We start from the raw sequence: 21157 nt of genomic DNA on the forward strand, positions 1-21157 counted from the left end.
CTTAACTTTTGATGTGGTGGTCGGGAAACCAACTTCATCTTATCAGTTTAGGAGGCTTTTTTACTACCACGCTGGAAGCTCTCAAGAACCCCCAGCATAGCTGGGGGTTTTCAGAACATACAAAAAAAGATTATATTGAAGACCTTTCCTTAACAGGAAACTTCAACATAATCTTTTAAACAAGATAGATAACTGCTGATCTGACCAAATTATAAATTATAATAAAAGATAGTTTATAAATAATGTCCAGCAATAGAAAATTTTAAAATGTTCTGAACCACTCATCCTTTATTCAAGTAATCAACAACAATACTGCCCATTGCTTCCGCACAAACCAGCAATGACTTTTCATTGATATCGAACTTAGGATGGTGATGTGGGTAAGCTGGCTTTCCTTCTACCTGAGCCCCCACATAAATAAATGTACTTGGCACTTTTTCAGCATAATAAGCAAAATCTTCTGAAGGCGGTAACGGCGGAGTCACTTCGACACTATCAACATTATCCATCTGACTGTTCTTCAAGATTTCCGCAACCTGTCTTGTAAATGCCGGATCGTTATATAAAACAGGATAGTCTGTTGTATATTCCAGTACACAGTTTACACTGAATGCTGCTTCCAGTCCCTCACAGATTTTTTTGATTTCTGCATCAATGATACTCCGTGCACCCTCACTCATCGCCCGTACATCTCCATCCAAAACAACTTTATCCTTAATGACATTGAACATTCCTTTAGCATCAAAGGAACCAACTGTCACAACACCCATATCAAAAGGATTGATTCGACGGCTGATAACGGTTTGCAGCATTGTCACAAAATAACTGCCGGCAACAATTGCATCATTTGCTTCATGCGGAGAAGAGCCATGCCCCCCTTTGCCCTCAATTGTCAGCTTGAAGAAGGAACGGGCAGACTGAACTTCGCCTTCTCTATAAAGAATCTTACCAAATGGAAACGTACTCATCACATGTATCCCGACCACATTGTCAACGCCTTCAAGGCATCCTGCTTTGATCATGCCCACAGCACCTCCAGGAGGAGTTTCTTCCGCAGGCTGATGAAGCACTTTGATCTTTCCATTCAGCTGATCTTTCATTTCAGCCAAAGTTTCTGCCAATACAAGCATGTAGGCAGTATGAACGTCATGACCACACGCATGCATAACACCCTCATTTTCAGAAGCAAAGGACAGTCCGGTTTCTTCTTTGATTGGGAGAGCATCAAAGTCTGCTCGAATAGCTAACGTCTTCCCGGGTTTTCCTGAATCAATGGTTACAATCACGCCATGTTCTCCACCAATATTTGTCTCAACTTGAACATCCAAACCCTTACCTTCATAAAAATCAGCAATATATTTTGCGGTTTCTGTTTCGTAAAAAGACAGCTCAGGATGTTGATGCAAGTATCTGCGAATTTCAATCATTCTGCTTTCTTTTTCACGTAATTTTTCAAATAACTGTTCTTTTAAACTCATGTTTTTTCCTCCCTCTACTCCACAGCATTTACGCTGTCAGCTTTTTGAGCACCATCAAAATATCTACGTGAAGTAACATAAGAACCAATCCAACCAAATAGTGTTAATGCAGTGAAAACAATCATAAACAGCCATGCTGTACTGTAAGAACCTGTCATATCTAAAATCCTGGCAACAAACACTGAACCGATAGCTGTCCCGAGAGTTCCTACACTGCTAACCAGACCGAAGGCTTCGGGATAATTTTTTTGACCAAAGACACTCGCTGTAATCAGTGGTGGAGAAACCGTTCCAATCGGAGTACCCAGCCCAAAAGAAAATGCCATTAGATACATTACTCCTAGATTTTGCCCAAAAAGCATCAAAATAAATGCAATAAAAAATGCACCACAGCCAAAGATACTGCTTGCTACCACGCCAAATCGATCATTGATCCAACCAAGAAGCAGTTTTCCGAAAATTCCGACAAATGAGTAAATAGAAATAATATTTGCAGATGTTGTCGGATCATGCATTTCCTGAATCGCTGCAGGAAAGTTGGACAAGGCACCTGTATTAATCAGACCATTAAGGAACATGCCAATCATGACCAGCCAGAAAAAGAATTTTCCATAAGAAGCCTTTACGGTAATCGCAGAGTCCTTACTTTCTTCAATCGCTCCCTCAGATTGCTTAGCTGGTTCAACATCAGCACCATAGGCAACCAACCCTTTTTCAGCCGGAGAGCTTTTAAATACAAAAAGTACAATTGGTAATGAACAAACCAGCGCAATCCCCGCCATCAGCTGATACGTTGTCCTCCAGCCATAATTATCCAGGAAAATAGTAACTACCTGAGAAAATATTGTTCCGCCTAAACCAATCCCTGCCATGGCAATACTCATAGCCAGTCCACGCTTTTCCTTGAACCACATTGTTACCATGTAGCTGATTGGAATAAGTGCAGAAGCCCAGAAGAAGATTCCGATAAAGAAGGAGGAAATATACAAATGCATCGTGTTTTGAGCAAAAGAATAAGTAAAATAACTAATGCAAAATCCAATGATTCCCCCAACCTGCAGCATTTTCATCTGACCTAAAGCAACTCGTTTGGATACAATCGGCGAAAGAAATATCCCAATCATTTGTACAATTGTATTCGCCAGCATAAATTGACTGCGGTTAATGCCCAACTCTTCTGTTACCGCTAAAGCGTACTTTCCTGACAACGACATGACTAAAGGCACGACAGTTGCTGTGATGACAACACATCCTGCAACAATCCACCAGCCATAAAACATTTTCTTTTTATTTTCCATAGTACGTCTCTTCCCTTTCATTGATTACTTCATACTTTGTCTCCAAAAACAAAAACAATGCTCCCCTCTCAATCAATAAAGATTTTTTAATGACTCCTAAATATCCTTTTGCCAATTGCTATTCCTGCTGCTGTTCTGGCTAATCCTCCTTCCGCTGTTTCTTTAAAAATGCTGGTTATCTGTCTCCCAACATTATTCAAGGCTTCAATTACTTCATCAGCTGGAATGACTGATTTTATTCCTGCAAGAGCCATGTCAGCTGAAATAAACGCCTGTGAAGCACTCAATGTTTCGTTGCACAGAGTACCTCCACCAGACCTGCTACAGGGTCGCATATCAACCCTAGCATATTTTTCAGCGTTATGGCAAGAGCATTTGCAGCTTGTTTTGGTGTTCCACCCATTGTTATCACAATTGCTGCGCTGACCATAGCACTGGCAGACCAAATTTTCTCTGTCATTGCCGCTGGATATAAAGCGCTTTCAAATATATCTATGCCTCATTTCTGCTATATTAAAAGAAAAAACTTGCAGAATGGATACCTGAAATAGTTTGAATTTTATTTATCAATTCTGCACTTTTTTCTTGTGAATCTACTTCCAAAACTATAATTGCCTTTTCTCCTTTTGACTCTCTTGTTATCGTCAGCATAGCAATATTAATCTGATATTCAGAAAAAGCACCGGCTGTTTTAGAAATTAAGCCCGGCATATCCCAGTGAGTAACCAGGTATGTCGGAATGGTTATGGATAAATGGCGTTTAAACCCATTGATTTCAGAAATTTGAATACTTTCGCCGCCTATTGAAATACCTGTGGGACTTAATTTGTACTCTCTTTTTTTAAGCTGATTCAAACTGTATTTGGATGATCCGCATGAGCTTTTGCTAGTGTAAGCAAAACCTCCATACCTTGTTCAGGGGCAATTTCCAAAGAGTCTGCCAGCCTACCATCATCCGGCTCCATTCCCAACAAGCCGCCTACCAGTGCACTATCTGTACCGTACCTGCGATATGTTTTAGCAAACGATTCAAACAATTAAAAATCTTGCGAACTACTTTGCCGATCCAAGCGAGATTGTGACAAAGCTTCTCCATGTGACGAGCAAGTTCTAAACTGTGCTAAGCATTTGCACGAGAAAACAAAACATTATGCCTTGATCGCTTATCTCCCTTGAACTGCTCATTTCCAGTATCATTCGACTTATTTCCAAGATGCTGCCTGCGATTACTCGGCACAGTTTAGGACCGACAAGTGCTAGTTCTACTTTGCCGCTTCTGCTTATATTCGTACTTTAGCAGAATGGTATGCGTAGTTTCGATAAGTATTCCTTGAATGAAACTAGCTCACTTGATGTAGTAGAACTGTATGCGTAGCATAGAAGAACAGCTGTCTCTACGAGTCTAACGATTCCCGAGACAAAACATTACGGGTATCCGTTTTTCTGCGTTTTCGGTTCTCACTGCACTACACTACACTTCGTTTCGATTTCATCACTTTCTAAACGGCAGAGCCATTTAGAATTGAAAGACTTCGTTCCGATCCTCGAATCATGAAGGGACTTTGCTTCTACGCTTCTTCGAATGCTCGTCGCATGTCTTAAGGTCGTGCAAGAACTTGCTTCTACGCTTCTTCGAATGCTCGGCGCATGTCTGGGGGTCATGTATGAACTTGCTCCTACGCTTCTTCGAATGCTCGTCGCATGTCTTAAGGTCGTGCAAGGACTTGCCCCAAGGCTTCTTACGAATGCTCGAATCGGAATACCGTTTATTCGGCTTGAGGGGGGCTCAGGCATACTTCTGTCAAAACCTCCTACTATAACAGGACCAATACTATCAAAAACACTTGTATACTGATTTGTCATTCGCTTTCTCCTTCAGAAAAAGTTCTGCTTTTCTGTTTTACTCATAAAGCGGATATCTCTCACATATTTCGGTAACTCCTTTTCGGATTCTCTCTGCGGAATTATCAAAATCAGTAACTGTCTGCTTAATAAAATACGCAATTTTCCGCATATCTTCTTCTTTGAGGCCTCTTGTTGTCACTGCCGGTGTACCAATACGAATTCCGCTGGTTACAAAAGGACTTTTCGGATCATTCGGAACAGCATTTTTATTTACAGTGATATACACATCATCTAATCTTTTTTCCAGCTCTTTCCCCGTAATATCAAAATTTTGGAGATCCACCAGCATCAAATGATTATCTGTTCCTCCTGAAACCAGTTGGAAGCCTTCTGAAACCATTGCTTCACCCAAAGCATTGGCATTTTTTATGACTTGTTGCTGATACACTTTGAATTCCGGTTTAAGAGCTTCACCGAAGCAGACAGCTTTAGCAGCAATAATATGCATTAGCGGTCCGCCCTGAATACCAGGGAAAACGGCTTTGTTAAATTGCCTGCCGAATTCCTCATCCTTTGTCAGTATGATTCCGCCGCGAGGACCCCTTAATGTTTTGTGGGTCGTTGATGTCACTACATCCGCATACTCTACCGGATTTTGATGAAGTCCTGCTGCGACCAGCCCGGCAATATGAGCCATATCAACAAACAAATAGGCATCTACCTCTCTTGCAATCTCAGAAAAACGTTTAAAATCAATTGCCCTTGGATAAGCTGAAGCACCAGCAACAATCATTTTGGGCTTGCATTCCAATGCAGTTTTCCTTACTTTTTCGTAGTCGATAAAACCGCTCGTTTCATCAATAGCATATGGAACAAAATTATAGTATTTACCAGAGATATTTACCGGAGAGCCATGTGTCAAATGTCCGCCATGGGCTAAGTTCATTCCCATAACTGTGTCTCCCGGTTCCAGCAATGCATAATAAACTGCAGTATTTGCCTGTGCTCCTGAATGGGGCTGTACATTTGCATAGCCCGCACCAAATAATTCCTTTAATCGTTCATTCGCAATATCCTCTACGACATCAACATGCTCACAGCCTCCGTAATACCGTTTGCCGGAATACCCTTCAGCGTATTTATTGGCAAGTACAGTGCCCATAGTCAGCATTACTGGTTCAGAAATGATATTTTCTGAAGCAATCAGCTCCAGATTTTGCTGTTGCCTTCCCAGCTCTTCAGCAATTGCCGAACCTACTGCTGAATCATAGTTTTTAATATAGTCATTAATTGTATTAATCATATCCTACCTGCTTCTTTTTAATTTTGTTAACAGCCTTATTTCCGCATCGGCATGACATGAATGGCATTCCCGAACGTATTTTCCAATGCTTCAGCGATCCCTTCACTGAATGTCGGATGCGGATAGATCACTTCAATTGCTTCTGATACCGTCACCTTCTGATGGATCATCTGTGTAAAATGCATAATCATATCCGTTGCCCGATCACACATCATCTGAGCCCCCAATAGTTCGCCTGTTTCCCCATGGCTGATTACTTTAATAAAACCCATATCGCTTTCAGCAATCATGCTTTTCCCATTGCCAGCCATGTTATATTTCCCGATTTTTATTGGAATGCCTGACACTTTTGCAGCTTTTTCATCCATCCCTGCAGAAGCAATCTCCGGTGAGGTGTAGACACAGGAGGGAATTAAAGAAAGGTCATACTCAGCAGCCTGTCCATTGATGGTTAAAACTGCATTCACTCCCTGAGCGGATGCTGCATGAGCCAGCTGAACAGCTCCGCTGACTACATCCCCGATAGCGTAAATAGACGGAATATTGGTCTGGAAATTCTCATTTACAATAATGCCGTCCTCGTCCGTATGACACATGCAGCCCTCGGCAAATAATCCATCCACATATGCTTTTCTTCCTGCAGCAATCAGAACTTTATCACATTCAACCGACTGCTCTTTATTTTTACTGGTAAATAGACACTTTAAAGAACCCGCCTGACTTTGTATTTCAGAGACACTTGCTTTCGTATGAACCGCAATTCCCTTTTTCTTAAGTGAAAGTGCCAGCTTCTTAGATATTTCTTTGTCAAAATTCGGCAACAATGTATCAAAGGCTTCAATGACTGTTACTTCACAACCGAAAGCCCGAAATGCACTTGCGAATTCAACACCTATGACCCCACCGCCCACAATAACCAGCCGCTTAAAATCAGGTACTTCTGCCAAAAGACCATCACTCGTAATAACCTTGGACAGATCGACTCCTTTGATTGGCGGTATCTGTGGAGCTGCACCAGCTGCGATCAGTATATTGTTCGCCTCCAGAATTTCTGTCCCGACAGTCACCTCATGAGGACCGGTTATTTTAGCTGTTCCCACTATTAGGTCAACACCATTAGCGCTCAATAAGTTCTCAATACCCTCTACAAGCTTAGAAACAACAGCATTTTTTCTTTGATACAATTCTTCTAAATTAATATTCGCTTCCCCAAAGCTCACCCCGCTGTTTGAAGACTTTTTCACTGCTTCGATCACCTCTGCAGCATGAAGAAGTGTTTTAGTAGGAATACACCCGCGGTTCAGGCACGTACCTCCCGCCTTCCCTTTTTCGACGACAGCAACCTTCATTCCCAGCTGAGCAGCTTTAATAGCTGACACATAGCCTCCGGGACCAGCACCAATTACAATCAAATCATACATAAACTAAACCTCCTCAGAAAATTCATAACGAATTTTTGGGCTGCGTGCGGCAGTTACTTCATCTACTCGACCAATAATGGTCGTCTTCGGGAAATCATGGAAACTCTCGCCATCCCTATAAGCCAGCTCATGCAAATCTCGATAAATCTGCAGTGCCTCATCCATTGTCTTTTTAGATTCTGTTTCCGTCGGCTCCAGCATCAGCGCCTCGGGAACAATCAGAGGGAAATACATGGTTGGCGGATGCATCCGATGATCAAGGAGTCCTTTTGCCATATCTAGTGCCGATACACCAGTTTCTTTCTTCAGCTTGTCCAAACTCAAAACAAATTCATGCATGCATCGTTCACCATACGGAACCTCAAATTTATCCTTCAATCCATTCAACAGATAATTTGCATGTAAAACAGCTGTTTTTGAAGCAGATGAGATTCCCTCAGAACCAAGGAACAGTACATAAGTTAAGGCACGTGTTAAAATAGAAAAATGTCCATAGAATCCTTTTACAGTCCCAATAGAATTTGCAGGAGTTGAAAATTCAACCCCTTCCTTTGTTTCAACCGGATAAAAATCAGGCAGAAATTCTTTCAGCAGTTCCTTACAACCAACCGGACCCAGTCCCGGTCCGCCCCCGCCATGAGGCGTAGAGAATGTCTTATGAATGTTCAAATGGACAACATCAAAGCCCATATCACCAGGTCGCACCACACCCATAATGGCATTTAAATTGGCACCATCATAATAATTTAAACCACCTGCCTGATGAATTATTTCAGTAATTTCCAGAATATTTTTATCAAAAATACCGATTGTATTTGGATTCGTCAGCATCAAGCCTGCAGTATCCTCTCCCACAGCATTCTTAAGCGCTGCCAAATCAACACAGCCGTATTCATCTGAAACAACATTTACAATCTCAAACCCAGCCATTGCTGCACTTGCCGGATTTGTACCATGCGCTGAGTCCGGAATAATGATCTTATTTCTGTGGCTGTCGCCGTTTTTCTTATGGTATGCTTTCATCATTAAGAGTGCTGTCAACTCACCATGTGCCCCTGCACCCGGCTGGAAGGTAAATGCATCCATTCCATTGATTTCTGAAAACCATTTTTCTGCCAATACATAAGTTTCCAGACAACCTTGGATAGAGTCAACCGGCTGCAGCGGATGGATATCTCTAAATCCGGAAAAATTGGCAACTTCATCATTGATTTTAGGATTATATTTCATCGTACATGAGCCCAGAGGATAGAAGCCATCATTCACACCAAAGGTCGCATTTGCAAGTTCTGTATAATGGCGGCTCAATTCATTTTGAGAAACTGTCGGCAAATTCAGTTTCTTTGTGCGACTCAACTCTTCCGGCAGTTCACATGGAGGAACTTCACTTTGACCGATCCAGTCAGTTTCATATCCCTCAATCGAACGTTCAAATATCAGCTTCATATTGCAGCCTCCTCTCTAATGAGTTCATTTACTATTGAAACGACCTCATCGATTTCTTCTTTGGTATTCATTTCAGTCACACACCACAGGAGACCTCTTTCTGTCGGCAACCCGCCAAGTATTCCTCTTTCTTCCAATCGTTGCAGCAGCTTTTCATCCTCTACCGGGAGCTTTATTACAAATTCGTGAAAAAAATCAGTATCATTTACCAGTTCAACTTCTGAAAGAGCAGAGAGTTTGTCGGCCATATAATGAGCTTTGTCATAGCACTGCATTGCTGCTTTTTTCAACCCTTCAGGTCCAACTGCACTTAAATAAATTGAAACAGTCAGCGCGCAGTGGGCCACATTGGAACAAATATTGGACGCCGCTTTTTCTCTGCGAATATGCTGTTCTCGAGCCTGCAGCGTCAGAACAAAGGAGCGTCTGCCTTTGACATCTGCAGTTTCACCGACAATCCTCCCTGGAAGACGGCGCATCATCTTATTGGTTGTCGCAATAAAACCAATATAGGCTCCGCCAAAATTCAATGGCAGTCCCAAAGGCTGTGCTTCGCCTACAGCAATATCTGCACCCATTTCTCCCGGTGTCTTCAATACTGCCATCGACAGCGGATTCACAGCTACAACTGCCTTGGCTTTGTATTCCTTCGTAACACGAATGATTTCTTCTACCTTTTCAAGGTTTCCAAAATAATTCGGCTGTTGAACCAGCACACATGCTGCAGTTTCATCCATCAATTCTTCAAGCTTATTCAAATCGACTTGACCGTCTTTTTCCGGAATGACAACAATTTCGATTCCTCTCGAATCATAGTAGGTTTTAATCGTTGATAGTGTCATTGGGTGAACAGTTGCTGCAATCAATGCTTTTTTACGTTTCTTTTCTATGCACATATTAATTGCCTCGGCAGCAGCTGTTGCACCATCATATACAGAGGCATTCGTTGCGTCCATTCCAGTCAGTTCACAAATCATTGTCTGATATTCAAAAATTGACTGCAGCAGCCCCTGACTAATCTCTGCCTGATAAGGTGTATATGCAGTAACAAATTCCTCCTTAGCTGCTATCTGATTTACAATAGCTGGAATATAATGTCTGTAAGCACCCGCACCACGGAATATTGTCGAAAACACTTTATTTTTTTCTGCAAGTTCCTGCATCTTCCTTTTAACCTCACGCTCAGAACCGCCCTTTGGAAGATTAAGTTCACTAATCTTCACTTTGTCAGGTATTTCTTCAAACAGCTTATCCAGCGTATTCAGTCCCAACAGTTTTAACATTTCCTGCTGTTCTTTTTCGGTCGTTCCCAAATAATTGCCCATCTGACAACCTCCTCAAAATTTTTGCTTATTACTTCTCTGATTCTTTTTGAACGAATACTTCGTACTCTTCTTTTGTCATCAGTTCTGCTGTCTCACCCAAATCCTTCACTTCCATAATCCAAGAATCATATGGGGCTGAGTTGATAAGCTCTGGGCTGTCTTCAAGCTCTTCATTAACTGCCGACACCGTTCCGCTGATTGGTGAATAAAGCTCTGATGCTGTCTTTACCGATTCGATATCTGCAAATCCTTCTCCTGTTGATACTTCATCATCTATATCAGGAAGATCAATATACACAATATCGCCTAATTCTTCCTGTGCATAATCAGAAATACCCACCTTCGCTGTATCCCCTTCTAGCTTTACCCACTCATGTGATTTTGTAAATTTTACTTCGCTCATTACATTTTCTCCTCTCAAATTAAACCGAATAAAACGGCATTTTTACTATTTTTGCTGGAATTCGCCTATTCCTGACTGCCAACTCAATTTCAGTACCAACAGCTGAATGGTCCTTATCAACAATTGCCATAGCAACTGCCTTTTCAATAAAAGGACAATGGGTTCCCGACGTTGTTTCTCCGATCTTGTCCCCGTCTTTTAAATAGACTTCCACATGCTCTCTTGCAATTCCACGCCCCGTCAATTCAATTCCGACACGGGTTACTGACGGCGCCTCCTTGCCAACCAGTGCTGATTTCCCAATAAAATCATCTTTTCCCATTTTAATACCAAAGTTTAAGCCCGTTTCAAAAGGAGTGATGGTTTCATCCATTTCATGTCCATAAAGAGGCATTGCTGTTTCCAGCCGCAATGTATCCCTTGCCCCTAGACCACAGGGAACCAATCCGAACTCTTCACCCGCTGCCAGTAAAGCCCGCCAAAGTTCCGGCGCCTTTTCTGATGAGCAATATAATTCGTATCCGAAAGAGCCTGTGTAGCCGGTTCGCGAAATGATACAAGAAACACCTGCCACCACTGCATTATCCGTAAATGTATAATATTTTTCCGGTATCATAGCTGCTTCAGTCAATTTCTTAATTATTTCTCTTGATGCAGGGCCCTGCAAGGCAATTTGACCATAGCTGTCTGAGACATCTTCAAAATGTACTTCTCCAAATAAATGCTCCTGCATCCATTGAATATCCTTCTCACGATTGCCTGCATTCACAACCAGCAGATATTTTTCTTCTCCCATTTTATAAACCAGCAAGTCATCCAAAACTCCGCCTTGATCATTGCACATCAGACTATACCGCACCCGTCCAATCGGCATTTTCGAAAAGTCGTTCGTCAAAAGTTTCTGGATATTCGCTGTCGCATCCTTCCCCTCATAAAGAACTTCCCCCATGTGTGAAACATCAAACAGTCCAGCCTCATTTCTTACAGCCAAATGCTCCTTGATTACTCCTGTTTCCTGATACTGTACCGGTAAAAGATAACCGGCAAAGGGAACAATTTTCCCGCCTGCTTCTACATGGCATTCATACAATGACGTCTTTTTCTCCATTCTTCACCCTCACTTTCTTTTAATTATTGCCGTCTAACTTTTTGAGCGCGACAAAAAGAGGATAACAGCAAAAAAATCCTTGCAGTTATCCTCTGTTATTAACCTGAGAGATTCTCCTTTTTCAAGGGTTGCTCCTTCGGTGCATAATGCTCTCCAGAGGTTTGTCAGATTACGGTCCTTTTACCTGAGATCTTCACAGCAAATGCCTGCGAGGTTTGCTGCTTATTCCTTCGGTGACAGATCGCCTGTTCTCTCCCGTAATCCTCAATCAATATTAGTAAGCGCTATCATTTTTTATCTTACCAATATTTTGTGAAATATACAATACAAAATTCAACTATTTTTTTCAGTCTGCCTAAATTGAACAAATTTCACAACAAAATTTAAATTTAAGATTCAAACTGAAAAACAAGAAAAAGACTGGTTTAAAGCTGTTTATCTTACAATTGTTATTGAGGAAAAATAATAAAAGTCGGTAAAAGCTTTTTCTGAAAATAAAGTTGACCCTTATTTTTTCCGAGGAGTTTTTCACAAAATCAGCAGAAATTATATTCAAAGACTCAACAATAACTTCATCAAAGAAGCTATATATCTTTTACTCATAATAAGGATAACAAGAGTACCAAAAGTTACTTATCAGAAAAATTTGAAAAAGCAGGTGCTCATAGATAATGAAAATACTGGCAGTCTTACTACTTATCACATTGTTGCTAACCTCTTGCTTCACATCAAAGGATCTAGAAGGTACTTCTAATTATAGAAAAACCAGCAATAAAGCAAACCACAGGAAATGAGTCTTATTCAAGAATGGAAGCAATCCAATATAGATGAATCAGCACTAATTCATTCCTGCTCTTCAAATGCTCGTCGCATGTCTTAGGGACATACAAGACATGCTATATACGTAGTCTTGATAAATATTCCTTGAATAGAGGCTAGCTCATCATACAAAGAGATAGCTCTGTATACAGACGACAAGCTTTGAATGTGACATATCTATCCTTGAAGTTACTCTCATATCAACCGCACGTTTCTTGGATTAGAAGCATGTCTTAGTTTTAAATCGGTTATGGCATGTCTATAAAGTCGGTGGCATTCGAATTCTTCAGTGATTTTTGTTAAAATCAAGGAAAAAAACACAGCTTATGTGGGTCATAAGCAAGTATTTATGACGATGCGTTCTATAAAAATTATCAAAATATTCGCTGCTTGAGTTTTTAGACACACCCTAATACAATGGTTGAAATTCTATTAAGCAGGATTAGCATTGTATTTTAAACTGATCCTAACCGACCGATTTTTCAGACCATTGAAAAATAATAACCAGCTGATTATATAAACATAAATAATGTACATTATCTAAATAAGATAGGACCGAAATCCATTGATCCCCCCTAACAAGTCAACAGTTTCAGTCCTATTCATTAAGATTCTATGGAGACAGCGGGAATCAATTATATATTATATAGACCCTGGTAAGATTTACTGTCTTTTTCTCGTGCCGTCAATAATGAACATTTGCTTTTTTTCTTCTTATTTGGCTGCCTGAATTGCTTTTTCAGTGATGTTTTTTATGGTCAGTCCGTAAAATTCTTTTAACACTTCCGGCTCACCAGATTGACCAAACTTGTCTTGAATTCCAATTTTGATTACTTTTGTAGGATAATTTTCAGATAAAAATTCGGAAACGGCACTGCCTAAACCGCCAATCACACTATGTTCTTCAACAACGATGAGCCATGGCGTTTCTTGCGCTGCTCGTAATACAAGCTCTTCATCCAGCGGCTTGATCGTGGAGAAATTCAACACTCGTACTTCTATTCCTTGTTGTGCCAGCTGTTCAGCAGCAGCCAGACTCTCTTGTACCATCAAACCAGTTGCAATAATCGTACCATCATTTCCCTGCCTCAGCATTTCTGCTTGCCCGATGATAAATGGCTTCTTCTGTTCATGAATACGCGCAACAGCTAAACGACCCAATCGTAAATAAACCGGCCCTTCTTGTTGCATGATCGCTTCAATCGCCGCTTCGGTTTCTAAATCATCAGACGGATTGATAATTGTCATGCCTGGTATGACTCGCATCAATGCAATATCTTCGATTGCCTGATGAGAACCGCCATCTTCACCTACTGTAATTCCGGCATGCGTCGCAGCAATCGTCACGTTTAATTTTTGGTAAGCGACTGCATTACGAATCTGCTCATAGGCTCGACCTGCCTCAAAAATTGCAAAACTGCTGGCAAATGGACGTTTGCCGCCTAAAGCCAAACCTGCCGCTGTCCCAATCATATCTGCTTCTGCAATCCCCAAATTAAAAAACTTTTCTGGTGCTTCTTTTGAAAATCCATCTGTTTTTGTTGCTGCAGATAAATCCGCATCCAACACGACTAGCTCTTTCTTGTCCTTATACTTTATCAATGTTTCACCATACGCTTGTCTAGTGGCTTTTTTCACTTAAAATACCTCCTTCAACTCAGCCAAAGCTTTTTCAGCTTCTGTCGGAGAAGGGGCTTTGCCGTGCCAGCCCACTTGATTTTCCATAAAGCTGATCCCTTTTCCTTTAACTGTTTGACATACAATAACCGACGGCCCGTCTGTAAACCTTTTTGCTGTAGTAATTGCATGAGTCAAGGAAGTGAAATCATGTCCGTCAGCTTGAATCACATGCCAATTAAACGCAGCAAATTTTTCATCAATTGACTGGACAACCATGACCTCATCGTTGGTGCCATCGATCTGCAAGCCATTGTTATCAATGAAAGCAATCACTCGATCCAATTTATAATGAGCGGCGGTCATTGCTGCTTCCCAGATTTGTCCTTCTTGTAATTCCCCATCGCCGAGCAACACATACGTGTTTTTTTCAATACTATCCAAACGTTTTGCCAAAGCTAAACCATTAGCAATTGAAAGGCCTTGCCCTAAAGAACCGCTGGACGAATCCACCCCTCTTGTTTTGATGCGATCCGGATGACCTTGTAGATGACAACCAAACTTTCTTAAATCAGTTAAATCATCTTTTGGGAAAAATCCTTTATCTGCCAATACAGTATATAAAGCAGGCGCTGCATGCCCTTTCGAAAGAATAAAATGATCCCGATCATTTTGATCATAATTATTTAATGTAATATCCATTTCTTGATAATACAAAATAGTTAAAATATCAATAGCTGAAAGAGAACCTCCGGGATGCCCTGAGCCTGCCTGTGCCAATGATTGGATCACTGCTTTACGCAGTTCATTTGCTTTTTGTTTTAAATCCGTCATGTTTTCATGCCCAATCCCTTCATTTTCTCATTTGTTCCAAGAATACATTCATCAGCATCCACGAGGATTCTGAACCGGGATCTTTATGCCCTATCGCACGTTCGCCTAAACGCATGGCGCGTCCTTTTTTGGCAATCAACGGAATCGTCGATTCGGCTCCCTCTTTCATAATTTCAATCATTTTTTCCATTACTGCCAAATAATCAGTGTCCTCTTTATGTGCTTGTAAATAGTCTATCCCTGGCAAAAGTGCATCCAGCATCGTCTTGTCACCCAACTCAGCCTTTCCCCGAAATTGGATAGCCTCAACACCATTTTTTATCATATCCGCAAACTCTGGAAAAGTGACCGTTTCTTTTCCTATATGATCTTTACCCATTTTTATAAAAAAGCTGCCGTACAATGGACCGGATGCACCCCCAACTTTACTTAATAAAATCATTCCGGATTTTTTTAAGAATGTAGCAGTATCAGGCGATTCTGCCAGTTTCTCAGCCAGCTTTTCTGAAACTTCCCGAAACCCAATGCTTAAGTTGATTCCATGATCACCATCCCCAATATCTGAATCCAGTTTTGTCCAATAGTCACGATTAGCTTCGGTCAGCTCTGCCATTTTTACTAAACTATCCGCAAAAAATTGTTTATCAAATACTTGTTCACTCATAAGTCCACCTCATTATGTTTTAAAAATCACTTTTACTTGAACTTGGCGTTCGTTAGACCCGCTGCTTTCTTGCGAATCAAATGAAAACAAGAAAGCAGCTTTGCAAATTTATCTATAATTTGTAATAAGGGGTATCGCAAGGAGCATCAAGTAATTCTTTGATCTCATCATCTAATTTCATCAGCGTTACGGACATACCTGCCATATCCATTGATGTTGCATAGTTTCCGACATCTGTCCGATGAATCACAATTCCTTTCTCATTCAAAAGTTGATCCACACGACGATAACAGATATATTGATCTAATAAAGGCAGTGCGCCTAACCCATTGACCAAAACGTAGACCTCATCATCCGCTTTTAATTGTGCATCTTCTAAGATGATTGTCATAATCTCATCAATAATCACATCTGCTTTTTCAATTTTTCGCCTTTCAATCCCGGGTTCGCCATGAAGGCCCATACCAATTTCCATATCACCTTCATCCATTTGGAAAATCGCTTCTCCAGTCACAGGTAAAGTAGAGGAAGATAAAGCAACACCTAATGAATACGTATTATCATTGGCTCTTTCCGTCACCGCTTTCACTTGATCTAAATCATACCCTTTCGCAGCAGCACTGCCTGCCACTTTGAAAACAGGCAAGTCGCCGGCTACACCTCGCCGATCTTTTTTATCCTTAGCTGAATAGACATCATCCGTTGTCGTAACTGTTTCTACACGAATGCCCTCTTCCTCCATCGCCATTTCAGCACCCATATCAAAATTCATGACATCTCCAGCATAATTTCCGTAAACGTAAAGACACCCTTTGCCGCTGTCAACAGCTTTAACAGCTTCGTAGCAAGCATCTGGAGCAGGAGACGTATTGATATTTCCAACTACTGCAGCATCGGCAAAATCTTTACCGACATAGCCCAAAAACATTGGTTCATGACCAGATCCGCCGCCAACAATCACACGTACCCGAGGTTCTTCACTCATCAGCTTACTTACAACGATCCGATTTTCTGCGTCCAAAGTAACGTATTTTTTGTTTGCTTTTGCATAGCCTGCCAACATTTCTTCTACTACATCATAGCCATCGTTAATTAATCGTTTCATTTTTTCCAGTCTCCTTTTTTATAAGAATAAAGATAATAAAAGCCCGCCAAGTACACCACCTGATACTGCTGCAATTATATTAGGAAATGATTTTTTTATATTCCCTCCAACCAATGCAGAAGCTACCCAGACACCCACACCAGCCGCAAGTCCCTGATCGACCCACGCAGCACCGGATTGTGTGATCATCGGGGTTGCAATCCCATGATTGATACACCAAATGGTACCAACGATAAATAGTGCTGCCATCCAGCCGCCGACCGGTCCCCATTTTTCAACCATTTTCCCCCAAGCCATTCTGATCACAAAGGGAAATAGAAAGCCGCCGCAAAACGTTGCAATTCCTAAACCAATAGTCACTGTATTTCCTCCTCTTCAGTCATTTGACCGCTGTTTTTTTGATTGTTTCGGTTTACTCTTCAATCGCCAGTTTTTTTAACTCTTTTTCAGTCATTCCTGGTTCTGGTGCTTGTTCTTCTGCTGCTTTTTCAACCGACATGCTTTTTTCAAAAACCGCTGCAGCCAGCCCGCCAAAAGCTGCACCTCCTGCAACTAATGCAATCGTGGGAATTGATGCAGACAGAGCAGAACCGCCATGCATAAATGTGTCTCGAGCAAGACCGCAAATTGCGATTGCCAGCCCCATGTCAACAAATGCTGCGTCCTCTTCATTACCAGTCAAATTAAGATAATGATTCATAAACCACATTGGACCAATAATAATTCCTGCTGCTAAATATCCGCCAAAAATACCAAAACTTCCCAGTTCTCCCCAAACTGCCATAACAATAATTCCAGCAATCATATAACCAACTATGCTTCTCAGAAATTTCATGTCTTTATTCCTCATTTCTTTTTATAATTAGTGTTGCTAAAAAATCATAATTGAGCTAATTCTTGTAGAATTGCTTCTTTTTCCTGGCATACTGTTGCTTGTACAGCAGCCGCAAACGCTCCCTCCACTAAAGGACAATCCATTAATTCTATCTTTCTCATCAAGTACTCGTCTTCAATCAATTCAATGGCTGTTTCAGAACTAAGTATAGCGCTTCCAATATCGCAGAAAACTAAAATATGATTACAAGCCGCCAAAGATTCGATGGCTTCCATAATCATAATTGCATTTGTTCCAAGACGTCCGTCCCCCGTGCCGCCTGCTGAGATGATCCGTACAGACCCATTGATGCCGCTCATTTCTTCGATCATTTCTTTGGTTCCATCAGTAATCTTTCGACTATGAGAAACTAAAACGATGCCAATCATTGTCAAACCCCCTTTATTTTTTTCACTATTTTAACAATCGAAGCATATTGTTTAGGCTGATGACCAAAGCGGCCCACAAAGACACCATCCACATTGTCATCAGATACAATTCGTTCACTATTTTCTTGTGAAACAGAACCACCATAGATAATTCGAATATTTTCAGCTGTTTTTTTATCAAATAATTCTGCCACGCATTCACGAATCAAAGAATGTATCTGATGCACATAAGCCGCACTAGCCGCACTAGTTTTCCCCACCGCCCAAGCTGGTTCATAAGCCAAAATAACTTTTTCAACCTGACTATTTTCCAGTTGGAATAAATCAAGAAAAAGCTGCTTTTTAATTATCGCTTTGACTTCCTGAGGATCATCTGTTTTTTCTGTTTCGCCAATACACAAAACCGGTATCACATCATGAGCTAAAGCAAGACGAACTTTTTGATTAATCATGTTATCGCTTTCACAAAAAAGCGTCCGTCGTTCAATATGTCCGATTTCAGCATAGCTGCCTCTCATATCCTTTAATGACTCCACCGAAAACTCACCCGTATATGCCCCATTTGGAGCAAAAGAGATATTTTGTGCCCCCAAACCTATTTCTGAGTCTTTTAAAATCATTGCAACAGGATAAAGAACACCCATACCAGGACACATAAATTGTTCAATTTCTTGTTTCTCACCGACTTCTTCAACAATTGCATGAGCGAAATCACGCGCATCATCTATTTGATTTTGATACATTTTTAAGCTGATTCCTACAACTGGTCTTCGCATGATTTTTTCCTCCTTCGTCTCTGTGACTTATTTTTTAAACGCCTCCCAATCTTTCAAGAACGCTTGAATTCCTGCATCGGTCAATGGGTGAGACCAGAGTTTAGGAAACAGGGTTCCTGGAATAGTCGCAATGTCTGAACCTAGTTCAGCTACCTCTTCCACATGCTTTAAGCTGCGAATGCTTGCAGAAATAATTTCCGTTTGATAGCCATATTGTGTCAGTACTTTCTTTAGATTACTAATTAATCCCAAGCTGTCTGTCGCAATATCATCAAGCCGTCCGACAAAGGGGCTAACATATGCTGCGCCAGCTTTAGCTGCCATCAAGCCTTGGGCAACAGTAAAAATTAATGTGACATTTGTCTTGATTCCTTCGCTGGACAAAATATTTACAGCACGCAGCCCTTCTTCAGTCATCGGGATTTTAACCACAACATTGTCTGCCCAGGTCGCGATCTCTCTAGCTTCTTTCACCATATTCTCTGTGTCAAGTGCGATAACTTCTGCACTGACAGGTCCGTCAATCAATTCGCAAATTTCGGTGATCACCTCTTTAAAATCACGTCCTTCTTTGGAAATAATCGTAGGATTGGTTGTGACACCGTCAACTAGTCCTAATGTATTGATTCGTTTGATCTCTTCAACATTTGCAGTATCTAAAAAGAACTTCATGGGGTATTCTCCTTTACTATTTTTTTACAAATTCTGCTTCTTTTTCCATAATTTGATTAATTTTTCTTTCGCTATTGCCCCCTTCAAATTGAACTGATAAATATTCGTCAACGATTTTCTTCGCTACATCTATACCAATAACTTTGGAGCCTAATGTGATAATTTGTGCGTTATTACTTAATTGTGCTCGCTCTGCTGAATACGTATCATGTACCTGTGCTGCACGAACACCTGGAATTTTATTTGCTGCCATTGCCATTCCTATCCCAGTACCGCAGCACAGAATCCCGCGTTCAATTTCTTGCGCCAGTACAGCATTCGCCACGTGAAAAGCAATATCTGGATAATCAACCTCTTCAGCAGAAAAACAGCCGTAATCAATCACTTCAACTCCTTTTGATTGAATATATGATTGCAATTGCCGTTTCATCTCAAACGCATTATGGTCTGAGCCAATTCCAATTTTCATTTCCATCACTTCCTTTCTTTTTATACCCTAATAATAATATCGAGATTTCGCTTTGTCAACATTTAATTTCGTTTACTTTCGATCATTTTCGATTTAACAAAAATTTACTTCAGTTAGTAATCATTCTAATTTATTATCTACATCACAAGACAAAACGAAAGGAAAAAGTTGTATGGTTTAAAGATATTGTTTATAATTTATGGAGAATAGAGAGAATTCGGAGGAATTTTTATGTATACAAGTGAGCGAAGAAATAAAATATTATCTATACTTCAAGAAACGGGATCTGTCTCTGTAAATGAACTAACAGAGGTTTTTAACGTATCAAAAGCAACGATTCGATCTGACTTGAATTATCTCGATATGAACAATATGTTGGTTCGAACGCACGGCGGTGCCGTTTGTACGAAAGAAGACGAAGTGATAAAGGTTGATAAAAACTATGATATTCGAAAACAAAAAAACATTGAAAAAAAAGCTGAAATTGCAAAGATTGCTTTTCAGCTAATCAAAACCGGCGAATGTATTATTTTGGATGCTAGTTCCACTTGTTATGAATTAGCTAAACTCATTAGTCAATCCGATTTAAGAATTACTGTTCTAACAAATGGGTTACGCACGGCTTCTTTACTCAAGGAAAATTTGAACTTGACTGTAATTTTGATTGGTGGCGTCGTAAAAGGAACCTCTAATGCAGTAGAAGGTGTGTTGGGCATTGAGATATTAAGGAAGGTAAATATTGATACACTTTTCACTTCTTCTTATGCAATTTCAACAACAGGCGGACTTTCCGATTTTAATCTTTACGAAGTCGAACTGAAAAAACGAATGGTTGAATTTGCTTCGCAAACAATTGCCTTGGTTGACAGCAGTAAATTTGAAAAAAAATCAATTGCTACTTTTGCTGCATTGGATCAATTAACTGCCTTGATCACTGATTCGCAGCTGGCTAGAGAAGTGCGTGAACAGTATAGTTCAGAGGTAAACTTTTTAAAATGAAGGGGTTACCAAAAAGATAACTATTGAAAAAACTCCCTATTTTAGAGAAACAGGGAGAGAGGAAGTTAATACTACACATTGTCAAGAAGCGATAAACTTATGGGCTAAGAAATTAAAATGTTCTAAAATAGTCTTAAATTATGCCGACATAGTGTTTGATTATAGTATTCAGATTAACTTGATATAGCCAACAATCCAACTAAATTCATTACACTGCCGATAGCTAAAAATAATAGTAATGAAAAAGAGGCGATTTATTATTCTAAAAAGAACTTTCCTTCTTTTTATCATATTTAGAAAAAATAACCCGAA

21 protein-coding genes, 1 pseudogene and 1 riboswitch are annotated in these 21157 nt (G+C 40.5%); of the genes and pseudogenes, 1 reads left to right on the forward strand and 21 read right to left on the reverse strand.

Annotation, left to right across the window (positions count from 1 at the left end; genetic code table 11):
- Positions 1-281: 281 nt before the first annotated feature.
- The 21 genes and pseudogenes from IW492_RS14470 to rpiB all read right to left on the reverse strand — a co-directional run bounded on the left by IW492_RS14470 (position 282) and on the right by rpiB (position 19846).
- Positions 282-1478, reverse strand: a complete 1197-nt coding sequence (locus tag IW492_RS14470) for an amidohydrolase (protein ID WP_202068461.1) — start codon at positions 1476-1478, stop codon at positions 282-284.
- A 14-nt stretch (positions 1479-1492) separates the two neighbouring features.
- A complete protein-coding gene (locus IW492_RS14475) occupies positions 1493-2776 on the reverse strand; it encodes an MFS transporter (protein ID WP_202068463.1) in 1284 nt (427 codons plus the stop codon).
- Positions 2777-2862: 86 nt separating this feature from the next.
- Positions 2863-3227 (reverse strand): annotated as a pseudogene (locus IW492_RS14480) (L-serine ammonia-lyase, iron-sulfur-dependent, subunit beta); the annotation flags it as partial.
- Positions 3228-3289: 62 nt separating this feature from the next.
- On the reverse strand, positions 3290-3631 hold the full coding sequence (locus IW492_RS14485; RefSeq protein ID WP_202068465.1) for an ACT domain-containing protein: 342 nt from the start codon (positions 3629-3631) through the stop codon (positions 3290-3292).
- Positions 3628-3813, reverse strand: coding sequence for a hypothetical protein (locus IW492_RS14490; protein ID WP_202068466.1), 186 nt, complete (start codon positions 3811-3813; stop codon positions 3628-3630). The genes IW492_RS14485 and IW492_RS14490 overlap by 4 nt, the downstream gene beginning before the upstream one ends.
- An 863-nt stretch (positions 3814-4676) precedes the next feature.
- Positions 4677-5924: a serine hydroxymethyltransferase gene (glyA, locus tag IW492_RS14495; protein WP_202068467.1), complete on the reverse strand. Its 1248-nt coding sequence runs from the start codon at positions 5922-5924 to the stop codon at positions 4677-4679.
- A 35-nt stretch (positions 5925-5959) separates the two neighbouring features.
- Positions 5960-7345 carry a dihydrolipoyl dehydrogenase gene (lpdA, locus tag IW492_RS14500; protein ID WP_202068468.1) on the reverse strand — a complete coding sequence of 462 codons (1386 nt, stop codon included), beginning with the start codon at positions 7343-7345 and terminating at the stop codon, positions 5960-5962.
- A gap of 3 nt (positions 7346-7348) precedes the next feature.
- A complete protein-coding gene (gene gcvPB / locus IW492_RS14505) occupies positions 7349-8791 on the reverse strand; it encodes an aminomethyl-transferring glycine dehydrogenase subunit GcvPB (RefSeq protein WP_202068469.1) in 1443 nt (480 codons plus the stop codon).
- Positions 8788-10116, reverse strand: coding sequence for an aminomethyl-transferring glycine dehydrogenase subunit GcvPA (gene gcvPA, locus IW492_RS14510; protein WP_202068470.1), 1329 nt, complete (start codon positions 10114-10116; stop codon positions 8788-8790). Before gcvPA ends, gcvPB begins: the two co-directional genes overlap by 4 nt.
- A 28-nt stretch (positions 10117-10144) precedes the next feature.
- The gene (gene gcvH / locus IW492_RS14515) at positions 10145-10519 is read right to left on the reverse strand and encodes a glycine cleavage system protein GcvH (RefSeq protein WP_202068471.1); all 375 of its coding nucleotides are present in this window, start codon (positions 10517-10519) and stop codon (positions 10145-10147) included.
- A gap of 19 nt (positions 10520-10538) precedes the next feature.
- A complete protein-coding gene (gene gcvT, locus IW492_RS14520) occupies positions 10539-11627 on the reverse strand; it encodes a glycine cleavage system aminomethyltransferase GcvT (protein ID WP_202068472.1) in 1089 nt (362 codons plus the stop codon).
- Positions 11628-11789: 162 nt separating this feature from the next.
- A riboswitch (glycine riboswitch) is annotated at positions 11790-11895 on the reverse strand.
- 1265 nt (positions 11896-13160) lie between these two features.
- Positions 13161-14084, reverse strand: a complete 924-nt coding sequence (locus tag IW492_RS18555; RefSeq protein WP_202068473.1) for a transketolase family protein — start codon at positions 14082-14084, stop codon at positions 13161-13163.
- Positions 14085-14897: a transketolase gene (locus tag IW492_RS14530; protein WP_202068474.1), complete on the reverse strand. Its 813-nt coding sequence runs from the start codon at positions 14895-14897 to the stop codon at positions 14085-14087.
- Positions 14898-14916: 19 nt separating this feature from the next.
- Positions 14917-15561: a dihydroxyacetone kinase subunit DhaL gene (dhaL, locus tag IW492_RS14535; RefSeq protein WP_202068476.1), complete on the reverse strand. Its 645-nt coding sequence runs from the start codon at positions 15559-15561 to the stop codon at positions 14917-14919.
- Between the two features lie 112 nt (positions 15562-15673).
- Entirely contained in the window at positions 15674-16666 is a 993-nt protein-coding gene (locus IW492_RS14540) for a dihydroxyacetone kinase subunit DhaK (RefSeq protein ID WP_202068477.1), read from the reverse strand.
- 18 nt (positions 16667-16684) lie between these two features.
- Complete coding sequence (locus IW492_RS14545) at positions 16685-17026, reverse strand: Lin0368 family putative glycerol transporter subunit (protein WP_202068479.1); 342 nt, start codon at positions 17024-17026, stop codon at positions 16685-16687.
- 52 nt (positions 17027-17078) lie between these two features.
- Positions 17079-17501 carry a Lin0368 family putative glycerol transporter subunit gene (locus IW492_RS14550; protein ID WP_202068480.1) on the reverse strand — a complete coding sequence of 141 codons (423 nt, stop codon included), beginning with the start codon at positions 17499-17501 and terminating at the stop codon, positions 17079-17081.
- Between the two features lie 44 nt (positions 17502-17545).
- Positions 17546-17929, reverse strand: a complete 384-nt coding sequence (gene dhaM, locus IW492_RS14555; protein ID WP_202068481.1) for a dihydroxyacetone kinase phosphoryl donor subunit DhaM — start codon at positions 17927-17929, stop codon at positions 17546-17548.
- Between the two features lie 2 nt (positions 17930-17931).
- Entirely contained in the window at positions 17932-18705 is a 774-nt protein-coding gene (locus IW492_RS14560) for a triose-phosphate isomerase family protein (protein WP_202068482.1), read from the reverse strand.
- A gap of 27 nt (positions 18706-18732) precedes the next feature.
- Positions 18733-19377, reverse strand: a complete 645-nt coding sequence (gene fsa / locus IW492_RS14565; RefSeq protein ID WP_202068484.1) for a fructose-6-phosphate aldolase — start codon at positions 19375-19377, stop codon at positions 18733-18735.
- A 16-nt stretch (positions 19378-19393) separates the two neighbouring features.
- On the reverse strand, positions 19394-19846 hold the full coding sequence (gene rpiB, locus IW492_RS14570; RefSeq protein ID WP_202068486.1) for a ribose 5-phosphate isomerase B: 453 nt from the start codon (positions 19844-19846) through the stop codon (positions 19394-19396).
- Between the two features lie 231 nt (positions 19847-20077).
- Here rpiB and IW492_RS14575 point away from each other — a divergent pair, with 231 nt between their 5' ends.
- A complete protein-coding gene (locus IW492_RS14575; RefSeq protein WP_202068489.1) occupies positions 20078-20845 on the forward strand; it encodes a DeoR/GlpR family DNA-binding transcription regulator in 768 nt (255 codons plus the stop codon).
- Positions 20846-21157: the final 312 nt, after the last annotated feature.

The sequence above is a fragment of the Enterococcus sp. BWB1-3 genome (assembly GCF_016745275.1).
Taxonomy (GTDB): domain Bacteria; phylum Bacillota; class Bacilli; order Lactobacillales; family Enterococcaceae; genus Enterococcus_L.

Coding starts and splice junctions, on each gene's coding strand:
- IW492_RS14530 (WP_202068474.1), bottom strand. CDS start 14,897: ATGACGGATTTAAAACAAAAAGCAAATGAACTGCGTAAAGCAGTGATC.
- IW492_RS14560 (WP_202068482.1), bottom strand. CDS start 18,705: ATGCGAAGACCAGTTGTAGGAATCAGCTTAAAAATGTATCAAAATCAA.
- lpdA (WP_202068468.1), bottom strand. CDS start 7,345: ATGTATGATTTGATTGTAATTGGTGCTGGTCCCGGAGGCTATGTGTCA.
- glyA (WP_202068467.1), bottom strand. CDS start 5,924: ATGATTAATACAATTAATGACTATATTAAAAACTATGATTCAGCAGTA.
- dhaM (WP_202068481.1), bottom strand. CDS start 17,929: ATGATTGGCATCGTTTTAGTTTCTCATAGTCGAAAGATTACTGATGGA.
- fsa (WP_202068484.1), bottom strand. CDS start 19,377: ATGAAGTTCTTTTTAGATACTGCAAATGTTGAAGAGATCAAACGAATC.
- IW492_RS14475 (WP_202068463.1), bottom strand. CDS start 2,776: ATGGAAAATAAAAAGAAAATGTTTTATGGCTGGTGGATTGTTGCAGGA.
- rpiB (WP_202068486.1), bottom strand. CDS start 19,846: ATGAAAATTGGAATTGGCTCAGACCATAATGCGTTTGAGATGAAACGG.
- IW492_RS14550 (WP_202068480.1), bottom strand. CDS start 17,501: ATGAAATTTCTGAGAAGCATAGTTGGTTATATGATTGCTGGAATTATT.
- IW492_RS14470 (WP_202068461.1), bottom strand. CDS start 1,478: ATGAGTTTAAAAGAACAGTTATTTGAAAAATTACGTGAAAAAGAAAGC.
- gcvPA (WP_202068470.1), bottom strand. CDS start 10,116: ATGGGCAATTATTTGGGAACGACCGAAAAAGAACAGCAGGAAATGTTA.
- dhaL (WP_202068476.1), bottom strand. CDS start 15,561: ATGAGTGAACAAGTATTTGATAAACAATTTTTTGCGGATAGTTTAGTA.
- gcvPB (WP_202068469.1), bottom strand. CDS start 8,791: ATGAAGCTGATATTTGAACGTTCGATTGAGGGATATGAAACTGACTGG.
- gcvT (WP_202068472.1), bottom strand. CDS start 11,627: ATGGAGAAAAAGACGTCATTGTATGAATGCCATGTAGAAGCAGGCGGG.
- IW492_RS14575 (WP_202068489.1), top strand. CDS start 20,078: ATGTATACAAGTGAGCGAAGAAATAAAATATTATCTATACTTCAAGAA.
- gcvH (WP_202068471.1), bottom strand. CDS start 10,519: ATGAGCGAAGTAAAATTTACAAAATCACATGAGTGGGTAAAGCTAGAA.
- IW492_RS14540 (WP_202068477.1), bottom strand. CDS start 16,666: ATGAAACGATTAATTAACGATGGCTATGATGTAGTAGAAGAAATGTTG.